13 protein-coding genes and 1 tRNA gene are annotated in these 15213 nt (G+C 72.1%); 4 read left to right on the forward strand and 10 right to left on the reverse strand.

All coding sequences use genetic code 11. The features are described from left to right. Positions 1-265 precede the first annotated feature (265 nt). Positions 266-1183, reverse strand: a complete 918-nt coding sequence (locus tag WMF43_RS34630) for a TIGR01777 family oxidoreductase (RefSeq protein ID WP_437671231.1) — start codon at positions 1181-1183, stop codon at positions 266-268. Between the two features lie 138 nt (positions 1184-1321). On the opposite strand from WMF43_RS34630, the gene WMF43_RS34635 reads away from it, so the two are divergent. Continuing rightward, on the forward strand, positions 1322-2416 hold the full coding sequence (locus tag WMF43_RS34635; RefSeq protein ID WP_437671233.1) for a hypothetical protein: 1095 nt from the start codon (positions 1322-1324) through the stop codon (positions 2414-2416). Between the two features lie 129 nt (positions 2417-2545). On the opposite strand, the gene WMF43_RS34640 is transcribed toward WMF43_RS34635, so the two are convergent. Next, on the reverse strand, positions 2546-3385 hold the full coding sequence (locus tag WMF43_RS34640; protein ID WP_437671235.1) for an acyl-CoA desaturase: 840 nt from the start codon (positions 3383-3385) through the stop codon (positions 2546-2548). 164 nt (positions 3386-3549) lie between these two features. Here WMF43_RS34640 and WMF43_RS34645 point away from each other — a divergent pair, with 164 nt between their 5' ends. Next, positions 3550-4320, forward strand: a complete 771-nt coding sequence (locus WMF43_RS34645) for an NTP transferase domain-containing protein (RefSeq protein WP_437671237.1) — start codon at positions 3550-3552, stop codon at positions 4318-4320. 42 nt (positions 4321-4362) lie between these two features. Here WMF43_RS34645 and WMF43_RS34650 read toward each other — a convergent pair whose 3' ends face one another. The 3 genes from WMF43_RS34650 to WMF43_RS34660 all read right to left on the reverse strand — a co-directional run bounded on the left by WMF43_RS34650 (position 4363) and on the right by WMF43_RS34660 (position 8034). Continuing rightward, entirely contained in the window at positions 4363-5355 is a 993-nt protein-coding gene (locus WMF43_RS34650; RefSeq protein WP_437671239.1) for a D-cysteine desulfhydrase family protein, read from the reverse strand. Between the two features lie 85 nt (positions 5356-5440). Continuing rightward, entirely contained in the window at positions 5441-5944 is a 504-nt protein-coding gene (locus tag WMF43_RS34655) for a biotin/lipoyl-containing protein (protein WP_437671241.1), read from the reverse strand. A 191-nt stretch (positions 5945-6135) separates the two neighbouring features. Beyond that, entirely contained in the window at positions 6136-8034 is a 1899-nt protein-coding gene (locus tag WMF43_RS34660; protein WP_437671243.1) for a hypothetical protein, read from the reverse strand. Between the two features lie 229 nt (positions 8035-8263). Between WMF43_RS34660 and hutH the strand changes: the two genes are divergently transcribed. Beyond that, positions 8264-9826: a histidine ammonia-lyase gene (gene hutH, locus WMF43_RS34665; protein ID WP_437684145.1), complete on the forward strand. Its 1563-nt coding sequence runs from the start codon at positions 8264-8266 to the stop codon at positions 9824-9826. 149 nt (positions 9827-9975) lie between these two features. Beyond that, complete coding sequence (locus WMF43_RS34670; RefSeq protein WP_437671245.1) at positions 9976-10281, forward strand: hypothetical protein; 306 nt, start codon at positions 9976-9978, stop codon at positions 10279-10281. A gap of 330 nt (positions 10282-10611) precedes the next feature. Here WMF43_RS34670 and WMF43_RS34675 read toward each other — a convergent pair whose 3' ends face one another. The 5 genes from WMF43_RS34675 to istA form a co-directional block, all read right to left on the reverse strand. Beyond that, entirely contained in the window at positions 10612-10812 is a 201-nt protein-coding gene (locus WMF43_RS34675) for a hypothetical protein (RefSeq protein WP_437671247.1), read from the reverse strand. Between the two features lie 763 nt (positions 10813-11575). Beyond that, positions 11576-11661 (reverse strand) — tRNA-Leu (locus WMF43_RS34680). Between the two features lie 160 nt (positions 11662-11821). Beyond that, entirely contained in the window at positions 11822-12052 is a 231-nt protein-coding gene (locus WMF43_RS34685; protein WP_437671249.1) for a hypothetical protein, read from the reverse strand. An 867-nt stretch (positions 12053-12919) separates the two neighbouring features. Further along, entirely contained in the window at positions 12920-13708 is a 789-nt protein-coding gene (gene istB / locus WMF43_RS34690) for an IS21-like element helper ATPase IstB (protein ID WP_437671251.1), read from the reverse strand. Further along, the gene (gene istA / locus WMF43_RS34695; RefSeq protein WP_437668776.1) at positions 13705-15192 is read right to left on the reverse strand and encodes an IS21 family transposase; all 1488 of its coding nucleotides are present in this window, start codon (positions 15190-15192) and stop codon (positions 13705-13707) included. The genes istB and istA overlap by 4 nt, the downstream gene beginning before the upstream one ends. Positions 15193-15213: the final 21 nt, after the last annotated feature.

Here is a 15213-nt window from a genome sequence, read left to right on the forward strand (position 1 = left end):
TGTCGTAAGTATGGAATCGGACGGAGCGCTTGGGGGAGCGCGGGAAACACCGTCCGGGCTCCCGGTGGTGCGCTGCTCGACGACGGTCGACTTCTCAGCGCCCCACCGGCGGCTCTTCTTCGCGGTGGGCGAGCAGCTGGACGCCTCGCTTGGGGCGCCCGGCTGTTCGCCCACACGCGTCTTCACGCGGCCGCGGCGCAGCGGCCGACCGCCGCGCGCGGCGCAGCGGCCGACCACGCGCGCGCAGCGGCCGACCACGCGCGGCTCAGCGGCCGAAGATCGACTCGAGCGCCGGCACGAGCAGGGGGCGGCGGAACGTGTAGCCCAGCTCCTCGGCCCGCCTGGGCTGGACACGCTGCCCGGTGGTCACGATCTCGGCCGCGTCGCCCATCCCGAGCTTCACCATCACCTCGGGCACGCGGAGCCACGTGGGCCGGCGCAGCACGGCGCCGATCGCCCGCGCGACCTCCTCGCCGGTCGCCGGGTTCGGCGAGGTCACGTTGAGCGGGCCGCGCACGGCCTCGTTGTCGAGGGCGAGCAGGATCATCCCCACGACGTCGTCGCGGTGGATCCACGAGATCACCTGCTTGCCGTCGCCGATCGGCCCGCCGAGGAAGAATTTGAAGGGGGCGATCATCTTGTCGAGCGCCCCGCCGCCCTCGCCGATCACCACGCCGATCCGCAGCTGCACCGACCTCACGCCGTGCCGCTCCTCGACGGCGCGCGCCGCCTGCTCCCAGCGGACCACGACGTCGGCGAGGAAGCCCTGCCCGGGCTCCGCGCCCTCGTCGAGCGCCTTGTCGCCCGGCTGCGGCCCGTAGTAGCCGACGGCCGAGGCGCACAGGAACGCGCTCGGCTTGCGCTTCGCCTGGCCGATCGCCTCGCCCATCAGGCGGGTCGTCTCGATGCGGCTGTCCACGATCTCGCGCTTCGCCGCCTCGGACCACCGCTTGGCGATCGGCTCGCCCGCGAGGTGGATGATCACGTCCACCCCGTCGACCTCCTCGAACCACGGCCCCGGCCCCATCGGGTTCCACGAGGCGACGCGCGCCCCGGGCAGCGCCGCCTGCGCGCGCTTCACGTCGCGCGTCAGCACCGTCACCCGATCGCCCCGGGCGAGCAGATCCTTCACGAGACCGCGCCCGATAAACCCGCTGCCGCCGGTGACAAGAACCGTCTTCACGCGATCGTTCTATCACGGCTCGGACGGAGGCGGCGACGTCCGCGTGGGGAACGTCGGATGCATGGAGAGGTGCTCCGTTGCGGCCGGCGGCGGTCCTGTCGTGACGCGGAGCGCGGGAGACGGTAAGAGGCCGAGCTCATGAGTGACCTAGAGACCTTCAAGAAGCTTCCGCTCGGCGGCATCGACCGCCGCGCGCTCGTCGGGGCGCTGGCCGAGCACGGCGCGCGCGCGGCGAGCGAGCTGCTCGCGGCCCACCGCGCCCGCATCACCCCCGCGGGCACGAAGATCGCCCCGGACGCCGCGGTGCTGATCCTGGGCGGCTCGAACGGCATCACCCGGGCCCTCGGGCTGCAGCTGCTCTTCGGGGAGCGGGTCGCCGTCTTCGGCGTGCACTTCGACAGCGAGAAGATGCAGATCGGCCCGCACCACGTGAAGGCCCTGACCGACGCCGCGGAGGCCGAGGGGCTCACCGCGCGCTTCTGGAACAACGACGCCACGAAGCCGCAGGTGATCGACGAGGTGGTCGCCGCGCTGAAGGAGCGGTATCGGGCGGTGCACCTCGTGAACGGCATCGCGAACGGGGCGACGAAGCGGTACGTGGAGCACGGGCCGACGACGGTGAAGGACCTCGACGTCGTGTTCGACCCGGTGCTCCAGGTCCCCGACTTCTCGCGCCCCGAGCACATCCGCAAGCTCGGGCTCGTCGAGGTCGAGGTCGCGAGCGACGCGGACATCGAGCGCACGAACAAGTTCATGGGCACGTCGTCGCTGCTCTGGGCCGAGCCGCTCGCCGCGGCGGGGCTGCTCGTGAAGGGCGAGAGCGTCGTGGCCTTCTGCGACTACGACTACCCGAGCGACGACCCGGTCTACGCGATGGGCCCGCTCGCGGGCTCGAAGATCCTGCAGCGCAAGACGATGGCCGACATCCGGGAGCGGTTCGGCGCGCGGACGGCGCGCATCTGCTACCCGGCCCTGGCGACGACGGCGCTCGGGGCGATCCCCGGCGGGCTCCTGATGTACGCGCTGAGCGCGCAGATCCTGAAGGAGCGCGGCCAGCTCAAGGACGTGATCGACCTCGCCCACGACTCGATGGAGGTCTGGCGCCCGAGCTGGGACGGCGGCGACCTGCGGGTGGACGCGGCCTACCAGGCCGCTCTGCCGGAGTTCAACAAGCGCAAGGCGGAGATCGGGCCGAACGACGTCCCCGGGGCGTTCCGGCTGCTGTTCGAGTAACGAAGCGGACGACGCGGACGACGCGGACGACAAAAAACGCTGCGGCGCGGGGCCCTCTGAGCCCCGCGCCGCGCTTTGTGGCCCTTCCGGGCCGCCCCCCTCACCGCGGCCCGTCCGGGCCGCGGCCGTTCAGGTCTCGGCCTGCGCCGCGACCTCGTGATCGAGCCGGGCGACCGGGCGCGCCTCGGGCACCTCGAGCTCGTCCTTGGCCGCGACCTCGGGCTCGAAGCGGGCCACCTGGCGCTTGTCGGACATCTTGAGGATGCCCATCCAGGTGAACACGCGGATGACCTGGTAGGCCGGGTCGATCTCGAACCAGCGCACCGCGAAGTTCGGGCTCATCGAGTACTTGTGGTGGTTGTTCTGGAAGAGCTCGCCGAGGGTCACGAGGTCGAGGATGAGCGTGTTGCGCGAGTCGTCGTCGCTGTTGAAGTTGCGGTAGCCGTACTTGTGGCCGCACCAGTTCACGATCGCGCCGTGCATCGGGCCCATGGTCCAGTGGAGCGGGAGGAACAGGAACTGCCACCACGCCGTGGCGAAGAGGGCGTAGAAGCCCACGTAACCCGTGCCCCAGGCGAGGCGGCTGATCCACGAGTTGCCGATGCGATCGAGCGTGGGCCACTCGGGATAGCCGCCGAGGAAGCGCGGCTCCACCTGGGCCGTGCTCGCGTAGATCTCGTCGTAGCGCTTCGCCGTGTCCCACATCATCCGCGCGACGTCCTTGTAGTACCGCGGCGAGTGCGGGTCCTTCGGCGTGTCGCTGTAGGCGTGGTGCATGCGGTGCAAGATCGCGTAGACCCACGGCACGAGGTACGAGGAGCCCTGCGTGAGGTACGTCAGGAAGTGAAAAATCCGCTCCCAGCGCTTCGACATCGTGAACATCCGATGGGAGGCGTACCGGTGCAGGAAGAAGGTCTGGAAAAAGACCGAAAGCGTAGAGTGGGCGATGAGTACGATCGCGATCTCCATGATTTGCTTCTAACCGAGCGGCTCCCGGGAGCCGGTCAGCTCCCGGTCACGATTCCGTAAGGAGGCGCCGCGGTGCGAGGGGTCGTCGCGCCAGTGCGAGGGGTCGTCGCGCCGGCGCGCAGGTCCTGTGCTCGCCCGCGCCGGTCCGTGGTAACGGCCGGGTCGTGAAGGCCGTGATCATCGGGGCGGGCCGGGGCAGCCGGCTGCGTCACCTGACCGAAGAGCTGCCGAAGACGCTGGTCCCGATCCTTGGCCGTCCGATGCTCGACGGCATCCTCGACGCGCTCGCGGCGGGCGGCTTCAAGCGCTCCGACGTGGTGTTCATCTGCGGCTACAAGGCCGACGTGATCCGCGCGGCCTACCCGGATCTGACGTACGTCGAGAACCGCGGCTGGGAGCAGAACAACATCCTGCTCTCGCTGCTCTGCGCGCGCGAGCACCTCGAGGGCGGCTTCGTCTCGACGTACGCCGACATCGTCTACCGCCCCGAGATCGTCGCCGATCTGGTGCGCTCGCCGCACGACATCGCGCTCGCCTGCGACACGGACTGGCGCCGCCGGTACGTGAACCGCTCGCAGCACCCCGAGACCGACGCCGAGAAGCTGCGCGCCGACGGCGATCGCGTCGTCGAGCTCTCGCGCCGCATCCCGTCCGAGGCGGCGACCGGCGAGTTCATCGGCGTGATGAAGCTCTCCTCCCGCGGCGCCGCGCAGCTCCTGTCCGCCTTCGACGCCGCCCGCGCCGCCTTCGAGGGCCGCCCGGAGTTCCGCGAAGGCCGCTCGTTCCAGCGCGCCTACCTCATCGATCTGCTCCAGCACATGATCGAGTCCGGCGCCCTGCTCCACAAGGTCGACACCCACGGCGGCTACATGGAGATCGACACCCTGGAAGACGCCTCGCTGGCGGACGCGTGGTGGCGCGGCGCGCCCGGGTGACGCCCGCTCCGGCGCGGCGCGCGCAGGGGGCGCCCGCGCCGGCTACAGGGCGTCCGTGAACGACGTCCCCTGGGCGAGCAGGCCGGGCAGCCCGCCCGTGTGCAGGAACAGCACCCGCTTGCCCGAGAGCTCCCCGCGCTCGGCCATGTCCCAGAGCCCCGAGAACGCCTTGCCCGTGTACACCGGGTCCAGGATGAGGCCCGCGAGCCGCGCCGCCTGGATGATCCGGCGCCGCTGCTCCGGCGTGGACACCGCGTAGGCCGGCCCCTTCGCGGAGTCGTCGACGACGAGGTGGGCCGGCGCGCCCAGGCCGGGCTCGAGCGCGCGCGCCTCGTCCATGATCTGCAGCGCGATGCGCGCGAACGTCGCCCGGTCCTCGCACACCGCCATCGCGCGCACCTCGCCGGCCACGTCGTGGTGGGCGGCGCCGAGCGCCGTGCCCGCCGCGGTGCCGCCCGAGCCGCACGCGTGCACGATGACGTCGAACGGCTTGCCCCCCGCGAGGCCGACGTCGAGCTGCTTCCGGATCTCCTCCATGGCGCGCACGTAGCCGAGCGCGCCGAGGCCGTTCGAGCCGCCCTCGGGGATCACGTACGGCCGCCCGCCCGCGGCGCGGATCTCGGCCGCGGCCTCGGCCATCACGGCGTCGCGGCCCTTGTAGGCCTCGGGCGAGATCAGCCGGATCTCCGCGCCGGCGAGCCGGTCGAGCAGCACGTTGCCCTCGAGCGTCGCGCCGGCCGCGACGTCGGCGGCGCGCAGGAACAGCACCGCGCGCATCCCGAGCGACGCGCCGAGCAGCGCGGTCGCGCGCGCGTGGTTCGACTGCAGGCCGCCGCAGGTGATCACGCAGTCGGCGCCCTCCTCGCGCGCGGCCGCGAGCAGGTACTCGAGCTTGCGGATCTTGTTGCCGGCCTCCGCGCCGCCCGTCATGTCGTCGCGCTTCACGTAGAGGTCGACGCCGAGCGCCTCGGCGAGCCGGCGCGGGCGCTGGATCGGGGTCGGGAGGTGGGCCAGCGCGAGTCGTTTGCGCATCATGTTCTCCGTCCTCGAAGGGTTCCGACTGGTTCCGGCGGGCGCCGGCGGTGTCGGCGGCGAGCAAACGCGCCCGCGGCCGGCGCCGTCACCCGACCTCGACGAGCGGCGCGCCGCTCTCGACCGTGGCGCCCGGGGTCGCGTAGATCTTCTTCACCACGCCGCTGCGGGCCGCGCCGAGCTCGTTCTCCATCTTCATCGCCTCGACGACCACGAGCGGCGCGCCGGCCGCGACCTCGTCGCCCTCGCGGACGAGCACCTTCAGGACGCGGCCCGGCATCGGCGACGTCACGAGCCCCTCGCCCACGGCGTGCCCCGCCTGCGCGGCGCTGCGCAGGGCCCGCGCCCGCTCGCTCTCGACCCGCGCGCCGAAGCGCCGGCCGTTCGCGGCGACGTCGACGTCGGGCGGCGCCCCGTGGAGCCAGAGATCCACGCCGCGGCCGTCGAGGCGGAGGTGCGTCGAGGCGCCCTCCCCGATGGCGTCGGCCACCATCGTGCGCCCCTCGACCGAGACCTCTACCTCGCCGTTCGGCAGGTGCGCAACGTCGACGGGGATCTCTCGGCCGGAAGGGAGGGTGACGTGGTAGCGCATCTCGTCTTCGTCTCGTTCGACTCGTTCGACTTGTTCGACTCGTTCGGTCTCCGCCGGGCGGCGGGCCGGGCGCCCGATCCCCGGCGCGACGTCGCAGCCGCCCCTCTAGCATCCTGGGCGGTCCTCGTCTGCTGTGTCGCACGCGAGCTCGGCCGTGGGCGCGCGCGGCGGCGGCGGAGGCCGCGGCCGGCTCAGTGGATCAGGCCCAGCTTGAGGGTGAGCAGGAACTGATCCGGGAGCTCGGTCCCCGCGGCGTCGTTGAACGCGCCGCCGGGGAAGAAGGCGCCGGCCTCGGTGCCGAGCTGGATGGTGAGGAGCCGGCCCATCGCGATGCGCGCATCGACGCCGAGGTCGAGCTCGACGCCGAGGTCGCGGCGGCGCCGGTCGCCGCCGTCGTAGTTGGCGAGGCCGCCGTCGTCGGGGTCGCGGTACGGGTCGACGGGATCGGCGGTCGCGTGCGCGATGACGGCGCCCGCCTTCAGGTCGAGCCAGCGCGCGGGCCGCACGACGAGGCGCGGGTTCACGTAGGCGGCGCCGAAGACGCCCCCCTTGGAGGGCAGCGCCCGCAGGCCCGGCGCCGGGACCTCGCCCGAGCGCTCCTTCTCGGTGAGGGTGGCCGCGCGCGCCGTCTTCCAGGCGAGCACCTCGTCGAACAGGAGGAGCCCGACGTTGTGGCTCGGGTCGAACGTGAACCGCCGCGCCACGCCGTCGCCGGGGTCGTCGTCGCCCGAGGCGTAGCCGACCTCGAGCTCCGTGACGACGCGCCCCCACCGGTCGGCAGGCCGCGGCCCGCGGACGGCGACGTGCACCGCCCCGAGCGTGGCCGCGCCGCCGACCGAACGCACCGCCGCGGGCGCGCGCCCGACCCGGGGGACCGAGGGCAAGTCCGCGTCGCTCGGGGCGAAGGTCGTGGCGCCGAGGACCGCCGCGGCCTCGAGCTCGCCGTAGACGTGGGCGCCGCCCCCCGGCACCGGCGCGTCGAACCTGCCCGCCACGTCGATCACGCCGGCCGTGAGCGCCTCGGTGTAGGGGACGACGCCCGCCCGGGTGCGGCGCTCGCGCGTCTGCCGCCGCAGGGCGCCGTAGATCCCGACCTCGCCGCGCCGCGCGCGCCAGAGCGCCGACACGACCGCCTGGACGGCGAGATCGCCCGCGCCCGCGTCCTGCCGCTCGACGCCGTCGACGTCGTCGACGTCGTCGACGTCGTCGACGTCGTCGACGTCATTTCCTAGCAGATCGGCCGCGTTGTCCTCGAACACGAGGTCGCCCGCGACCGTCAGGACGAGCGGCCCGTCCCGGCCCATCGGCGTCGCGGCGAGCAGGGCGCGCTCCACCAGCGACCCGCGGGTGTAGTCCCCGAAGAGCGACGGGCGCTCGCCGTCGTTGGCGACGAGCCCCATCCCCCAGTGCGCGCCCTGCTGGCCGGCCCGGACGACCCCGATCGCGGTGGGCACCTCCAGGTAGAGGTAGCGCGGGTGCACCTCGGCCCACGACAGGGCGGCGCGCGCGTCGCGCACCTGGTCCACGTGCTGCGTGGTGTCCCCGGCGATGAGCCCCCGGACGAGGTCGAGCTGCGCCACGACCGAGGCCTTGTCCTTGTAGTGGAAGCGCGACGTGAGGCGCAGCCAGTGGGCGATGAACTGGTGCTGCCCGAGCGTCGTCGCGGCCGGATCCGACGCGGGCGCCTCGAGCCGGAGCGAGGTCATCGCGCGGTAACGGAGCTGGTACTCGCCCTCCACCGAGAACGTCGCGCGCGTCGGATCGGGCGGAGGGGGCGGCGCGCGGCCCGTGTCGATCACGAACCGCCGCTCGAAAGCGACCGCGGCGGGCGGCGGCGTCTGCTCCACGCCCGGGCCCGCGCCCGCGCCGTTCGCGCTCGGGCCCGCGCCGTTCGCGCCGGGGCCCGCGCCGTTCAAGCCCGGGCCCGCGTCCGGGCCCGCGTCCAGGCTCGCGTCCGGGCTCGCGTCCGCGCCAGACGGTGCGCTCGTGCTCACCTCCAGGCCCGGGCCCTCGGCGGGCTGAGCAGCGCCCGGCGACGGGAGCGCTACGGCGAGCGCAAGGGAGGCGAGCGGGACGAGGAGGCGACGCATCGGAAGCAAGCGGAGGAAGCGTCGCCCGGCCGGGGACGCGCGCTGCGGAGGATAGGCGGATCGATCTCCGCAGGGCACAGATTCCTTCCGTTGCTCCGCGCTTTCCAGCGAGCGCCGCCGGGACCTTGCTCCGCCCTTGGCGGGCGGTCGGACAGCGCCGGCTTTGCCCAGCGGGCGTCCTTTTCTCTGGGCATCCGCCGCTCTAGCGTGGGCCCCCGTGACCCTCTCCATGCAGCACAACGCCTCTGTTTCTCCTTTGCTCCTCGGCCGTCCCCTCTCGCTCGCGGATCTCGAGGACGTCGCGCGGCGCGGCCGTCCGGTGGCGATCTGCGCCGAGGCGCGCGCCCGCGCGGCGGCCTCGCGGGGCGCGATCGACGCGATCGCGGCGGCGGGGGACGCCGCGCCCGCGGTGTACGGCATCAACACCGGCTTCGGCGCGCTCGCCGAGACGCGCATCGCCGATCACGACATCCGGGCGCTCCAGCGGAACCTCGTGCGGAGCCACGCCTGCGGGGTGGGCCCCGACCTCGGCGACGCCGAGGTGCGCGCCATGATCGTCCTGCGCGCGCAGGTGATCGCGCTGGGGCACTCGGGCGTGCGCACGGAGGTGCTCGACCTGCTCGCCGCCCTGCTCGAGCGCGGCGTGTGCCCGCGGATCCCGGCGCAGGGCTCGGTCGGCGCGTCGGGCGACCTCGCGCCGCTCGCGCACCTCGCGCTCGCGCTGATCGGCGAGGGGGAGGCGCGCGTCGGCGGGCGGCTCCTGCCGAGCGCGGTGGCGCTCGCGGAGGCCGGCCTCGCCCCGATCGAGCTCGCCGCGAAGGAGGGGCTCGCGCTGATCAACGGGACCCAGTACATGACCGCGCTCGGCGCGCTGGCGCTCCGCGACGCGGCCGCGCTCTGCACGGTCGCGGACATCGCCGGCGCGGTGAGCCTGGAGGCGCTCATGGGCTCGAAGCGCCCCTTCGACGACCGGCTCATGCGCGTCCGCCCGCACCCGGGCCAGGCGGTCACGGCCGGCAACCTGCGCGCGCTGCTCGGGGGCAGCGAGATCATGCAGAGCCACGCCGACTGCCCGAGGGTGCAGGACGCCTACTCGCTCCGCTGCATGCCCCAGGTGCACGGCGCGACGCGCGACGCGGTCGCCTGGGCCGCCGAGGTGCTGACCCGGGAGGTCAACAGCGTCACCGACAACCCGACGGTGTTCCTCGGGGACGGCGGCGCCGAGCTGATCTCCGGCGGCAACTTCCACGGGCAGCCGGTCGCGCTCGCCCTGGATCTCGCCGCGATCGGGGCGGCCGAGCTCGCGAACATCAGCGAGCGCCGGGTCGAGCAGCTGGTGAACCCCGCGCTCTCGACCGGCCTCACCCCGTTCCTCGCGCCGCACAGCGGGCTGCACTCGGGGTTCATGATCGCCCAGGTCGCGAGCGCCTCGCTGGTCAGCGAGAACAAGGTGCTCTGCCACCCGGCGAGCGTCGACTCGATCCCCTCGAGCGCCGGCCGCGAGGACCACGTGAGCATGGGCAGCATCAGCGCCCGCAAGCTCGCGCAGGTGATCGAGAACGTCCGCAGCTCGCTGGCGATCGAGCTGATCACGGCGGCGCAGGGCGTCGACCAGCGGCGGCCGCTGCGGCCGAGCGCCGGCGTGGCGGCCGCCCATGAGGCCGTCCGACGCGTCGTCCCGGAGCTCGTCGAGGACCGGCCGCTCTACCGGGACATCGCGGCCGTGGCCGAGATCATCCGGAGCGGGGCGCTGATCGCGGCGGTCGAGGAGGTGGTGGGACCGCTCAACTGATTTTTTCTGTTTCGAGAATTACATCAGAGACGATTCTTAGGAAATCTGATGCGAGTTACAGGAATGCGATTGCTCCATCGGGCGGCGGTTTGCTGTACATTGGCGCAGTGCCCATTCCGGTTAGCGCCCCGCCTTTTCCATTCGATGCCGTGAGAGATCTGCTCGGGGTGGTCCGGGCGATCTACGCGGCGGCGAAGGACGGCGGGGCGTCGCGGGAAGAGCTCGCGCGCATCGCCAAGGTGGGCAAGGAGCTGAGCCGGGCGCTGGACCTGGCCGGCGCCCCCCAGCAGGGGGCGTCGGGGCACGCGGCCGCGTGGAAGGTGACGGACAAGGCGATGCTCCAGGTGAACGACCTGGTCGATCCGCTTACGCCGGCGGCGCCGCTGCTGCTGGCCGCCAGGAGCCGCGTCACGGGGAACAAGGTGATGACGCGCAGCAAGACCCCGGGGCGGTGAGCCGGGCCGGGGGAACACGCGGCCGCGGGAGGGCGGCGGCGGGAGAGGCGGCGGCGGAGAGGGGCGGCCGCGGAAGGGGCGACTGCGAGAGGAGCGGCGGCGGGAAGAGGGCCGGGGGCTAGCTAGGCCAGGGGCTGGCCGGGCTAGCCGGCAGCGCGGGCTGTCTCAGCGGCAGCGACGATTCTGCTGATAGAAGAAAAAAAAACCTGTCGGACGTAGAGCACGCCGAGGATGTCGAGAACCACGTCACGTCTCGCGCGCGCCTGAGCGCAGGACGGAGACGCACGAGGGTGTGCGGCCCACGGCAATACGCCGCGGGTTACAGCAGGGTCACCGGCGACCGAAGAACCTGCGCCCCCGCGACCGCTCGGCGTCGCGCCGGATGCCCTGCATCACCACGCGGATCAACTCGCGTGTGTAAGCGCGCCTGTCGTGGCGCTTGTGGTCGGGGAGCCTGACCCCCAGAGCGTGCGCAAGACGCTCAACATTCTCTACCTTGGCCTCGCGCAGACAGTCGATGTCCAGATCCATGTAGTCGCGCTCCCCCTTACCCGAGTCGATCCGGTTTGTCGAGGCCCAAGAGGGCCTGGAACGTGCGTTTTGCTGTCTACTGTCAGACCGTGACGGGCGAGAGGCGTCTCGGGCAAGCGGGGGTGGAGCAGGACGGAGACGGAGGGAGCCGCGGCGAACATGGCTGTGGCGACGGCCGTCGTCGGCGGCGACGGCATCGCGGGGCCGTCGGCGGCATCGCAGGACGTCGGCGGCATCGCAAGGGTGGCCGCGGCGGGCGCGGCTCGCGGGGCGCGACCAGCGCGTGCTCGAGACGCACACCCCGACATGGCGAAGGGCATGGCACGGCCGCGTGCATGCTCGGCAGCCTGCCGTCGGCCGAGACGGCCGGCGCGGAGGCGAGCAGGATCGGGCGGATGAGGCAGAGCAGGCGTGAGGGGAAGCGGGTGCGGAGGCGGGGGCGGTGCCGAGGGGACGTTGCGTTGTGAGATACCTAACAACGAAGGCTGCCCGCTGGCATCGGGATGAGCTGAAATTCACGACGGAGCCTGCCGACAGCCGCGGGGGTGAATTGAAATTCAACCCGGAGCCTCTCGGCAGCCGCCGGGGTGAATTGAAATTCAACCCGGAGCCTCTCGGCAGCCGCCGGGGTGAATTGAAATTCAACCCGGAGCCTCTCGGCAGCCGCCGGGGTGAATTGAAATTCAACCGGAGCCTCTCGGCAGCCGCTGGCCGAGCCTCAAGCCAGACAGTCGGCCAGCCGATGCTGCCCGACGACTCCGCCTGGTAGCCCCGCCCGGACTCGAACCGGGACGCCCGTACGGGCCGCGGATTTTAAATCCACCGCGTCTGCCATTTCGCCACGGGGCCAAACTGTTGATTTTGCTGCTAATTTTCGTCGCACTGTCCCGTCCCCCCCTCTTCTGTGACGTTTCCTGTGCCTCCTCCCGCTAGCTCGGGGATCGCCTCGGCAAGGGAAGCTAGCTCGCCAAGGCCCAGCTCTGCAAACGTCCTGACCGCCCGGCGACCTCTAGATCATGACGGAGCCCCGGTGCCCGGTCCGGTCGGCGACCCAGGTCTCGCTCCGGCCGTTCGCCAGCGCGGCCGTGATGAAGGTCGAGCGCGTGTCGTGCGCGCGCACCTGCTGGCGCTCATCGGAGTCCTCGAAGAGCTCCGGGCGATCGATGCCGGCGAGCTGGAGGTGAGCGCGGAACCGCTCGGCGGCGTGCTCGACGGTGAAGCGCTCGCCGTCCTCGTTCACTGAAGAGCGGCGCGGAGGGCGCCGGAGTGCCGCGGAGGGTGAGCCGTGCGCGGAGCGCCTGGGGAACGCCGGGGGAGAGCGCCCAGGTGCGGGGGTCGCTCGTCTCGTTCTTCTCGAGGCGCAGCGCCGCGCGGGCGAGGTCGACGTCCTGCACCTGCAGGCGCGCCGCCTCGCTGATGCGCGGGCCCTCGCGGTTCAGGAGGCCCCAGAACACGCGCCAGCAGAGCGGGATCGCGGTGCTGGCCAACAGACGGGCGTCCTCGTCGGGGTAGAGGCCCCCCTCGCGGGGCCGAGCTTCGGGAGGAAGCCGCGGGGGAGCGGGTTCGTCGCGAGGAGACGGCAGGGGAAGACGGTCATCGAGTCGCCGCCGGAGACCACCTTCGCTTGCGCGCCGCCTGATCGACGTCAACTACTCTTGCCGGTCAGCGACAACTATTTTTGCCGGCCGCAGCCAGGTCCTTCCTCTCGTCGCCGTCCCACTTCGCCCCCCTCGCTCTCGTTCGTGTAGTTGTCGTCACCTCCGCCGTAGTTGTCGTCGCGTTCCCCGCCCTGCTCCCGCCGCTTCCTCGCGCACTTCCTCCTCGTGTAGTTGTCGTTCCGTCGGCCTCACATTCCCTCGCGCCCACGCCATCGAGGCCTCGGCCGCGCGCCCGCAGTGGCGACGCGGTGCCCCGACGCGCCCCCGCGCCCCCACCGCCGTCCCAGCGCGCCACGGCCATTCCGTTCATCCGCCCTCCTTTGCCACTCGCATCGCTCGTCCTCCCGCGCCCACGCCATCGAAACCTCGGCCGTGCGCCCCCCGTGGCGGCACGGTGCCCGACGCGCCCCGCGCCCCCACCCCGTCGCAGCGCATCGCCGCGGTCTCTCTCATCCCTCGTCCTCGCTGTTCCTCTTGCCTGCGTTGCGCTTCTTCGCCTCCTCTGCCCGCACGCTCTTTCGCTCGATCTCGATGATCGTCGCGTGGTGCACGATCCTGTCGACCGCCGCCGCGGTCGCCATCGGCGTCTTGAAGATCCGGTCCCACTCGCTGAAGACCAGGTTGCTCGTGATGATCAAGCTTCGGCGCTCGTACCTCTCGGCCATCAGCGTGAAGAGCACCTCCGCCTCCTCCGCCGTCTGCTGCACGTACCCCAGGTCGTCGAGCAAGATCGCGTCGAAGACGTCCAGCGCCCGCAGCGCGCGCGGCAAGCTCAAGTCGCGCCGGGCTGCCAGAAGGTGCTGCACCAGCTGGTAGGTCGGCGTAAACAGCACGCTCCTGCCCGTATCGATGAGCGCGTGGCCGAGCGCGCAGGCCAGATGGCTCTTGCCCACGCCGGGCATCCCGAAGAGCAGCACGTTGCCGGCGTGGTCCACGAAGTCGCCTCGCGACAGCTCCTGCACCCGCAGCAGCGCCGACTGCGGCACGCGCGTCTTGTCGAGCGTGTCGAAGGTCTTGCCCGGCGGCAGCTTCGAGGCGCGTCGCAGCCTGTCGGTGCGCCGCTCCTTGCGCCCTGCGGCCTCGAGCTCCAGCACCTCGGCGACCACCCCGAGCGCCTCACCGTGGCCGCCGGCCACAAGCCGCCGCACCAGCTCGCCGGCCGCCGTCGGCAGCTTCCACTCCGACAGCAGCGCCGTGATCCGAGCCCCCATCTCGGGCGTGTACGTCAGGGCGCTCATGACGCGCCTCCGGCCGCGAGCAGCGCGTCGTACTGACCGAGGTCGGGCGCGCCGATGCGCAGCGCGGGCACCGCCGGTGTCTCCGGCTGCGCCAGCGCCTTGACCGCAGCGTAGTCAAACGCTTCGCCCCGCTCAAGCAGCGCCGAGAGCGCCTGTTCCACCGCCCGCTCCCCCGTGCTCGCAGCCAGGTGCAGCACGCGCACATACTCCACGTCGGCGCGGTCGCCACGCCGCTCGCGAAGCGCGTCGTAGGCCCGCCGGAACACGAGCGACGGGAACAGGTCCTCGCGGTAGCGATACGCCGCGAAGGCGCCGGGCTTGCGCACCAGCGACCAGATCACGTGCCGGTAGTCGATGCGATGGCCGTACTCGCCGCGCAGCCGCGGCATCGTCTCGACCAGCTTGCCGGCGTACCGGACCTCGACGACATCGGCGAACAGCCGCGCCTCGACCTCGTGCCCGATGAGCCGCGAGGGCACCGAGTAGATCCGACCCGCGACCGGGATGGTGCTCCACTTGCGCACTGCGACGACTACCCGCGTGTACTCGGGCACGCGGCTGGAGGGCAGTGGCCTGAGCGCCGCACGCTCCTCGGCCAGCCGCGCCTCACGGCCTCGGTGAAACTTCTCCTCGACGACGCGCCCGACAAATGCCATGTACGCCTCGACGGTCAGGAAGTCGCGGCTGCCACGTAACAAGAGCGCCTGCTCCAGCGCGCTCTTGAGCAGGTGGTGCGCCTTCTCCACGACTCCATTCTCATGCGACTCGCCGGGCTGGATGCGCGAGGCCTGAAGGCCGTAGTGCTCGACCACCTCGGCGAACCGCCGTGTCAACGTGCGACCACCCGTCTTCACCAGCTCGTGCGTCGCCGCCGAGAGGTTGTCCAGACGAACCCTCTCGGGCACTCCGCCGAGCGCCCACAGCCCGCCCTGCAGGCCCTTCACGAGCGCCTCGAACGTCTCGCCGAACGCGAGCTCGACGAAGCGCCAGCCGCTGTAGGCGAGCACGAGCTGGAAGAACAGGTGCACGAACAGCTCGCCGGCGATGGTGACGCCGAGCTCGGTGGCGTGGGTGAAGTCCATCGATGCCATGCGCCCCGGCGTGTGCTCCTGCGGGAAGTAGACTTCCTTCTCCGGCCCGTGCTGCGCACGCCACTCCCGTACGCGCCGCTGGAGCGTGCGTAGCTGCCCTGGCTCGAACACGCCCGGCTTTCTGCGCGCAAGCTCCTCGAAAATCGTCTTCGCCTCCAGCTCCCCCTCCTTGTCCGCGACCAACAGCGGCTCGATCTCCGTCGCCCACACCTCGACGAACGGGTCCGGTCGCGTGCGCCATGTCCGCGGTTGCTTCGTCTCCGAGGGCAGCGGCCCGCGCTGCCACGTCCGCGCCGTCCTCTCGCTCATCCCGGCCGCCGCAGCGGCCGCCTCCAACGTCTTGCCTTCCATCCGCTTCTTTCTCAGCACGCGGACCTGCCTGTCGCTGACCATCCGGGCTCCTCGAGCCCCGGC

The sequence above is a fragment of the Sorangium sp. So ce131 genome (assembly GCF_051519095.1).
Taxonomy (GTDB): Bacteria; Myxococcota_A; Polyangia; order Polyangiales; family Polyangiaceae; genus Sorangium.

Excerpts from the sequence above, each read along its gene's own strand:
- WMF43_RS34635 (WP_437671233.1), top strand. The coding sequence starts at position 1,322 with ATGAGTGACCTAGAGACCTTCAAGAAGCTTCCGCTCGGCGGCATCGAC.
- WMF43_RS34640 (WP_437671235.1), bottom strand. The coding sequence starts at position 3,385 with ATGGAGATCGCGATCGTACTCATCGCCCACTCTACGCTTTCGGTCTTT.
- WMF43_RS34650 (WP_437671239.1), bottom strand. The coding sequence starts at position 5,355 with ATGATGCGCAAACGACTCGCGCTGGCCCACCTCCCGACCCCGATCCAG.
- WMF43_RS34655 (WP_437671241.1), bottom strand. The coding sequence starts at position 5,944 with ATGCGCTACCACGTCACCCTCCCTTCCGGCCGAGAGATCCCCGTCGAC.
- WMF43_RS34660 (WP_437671243.1), bottom strand. The coding sequence starts at position 8,034 with ATGCGTCGCCTCCTCGTCCCGCTCGCCTCCCTTGCGCTCGCCGTAGCG.
- hutH (WP_437684145.1), top strand. The coding sequence starts at position 8,264 with ATGCAGCACAACGCCTCTGTTTCTCCTTTGCTCCTCGGCCGTCCCCTC.
- WMF43_RS34675 (WP_437671247.1), bottom strand. The coding sequence starts at position 10,812 with ATGGATCTGGACATCGACTGTCTGCGCGAGGCCAAGGTAGAGAATGTT.
- istB (WP_437671251.1), bottom strand. The coding sequence starts at position 13,708 with ATGAGCGCCCTGACGTACACGCCCGAGATGGGGGCTCGGATCACGGCG.
- istA (WP_437668776.1), bottom strand. The coding sequence starts at position 15,192 with ATGGTCAGCGACAGGCAGGTCCGCGTGCTGAGAAAGAAGCGGATGGAA.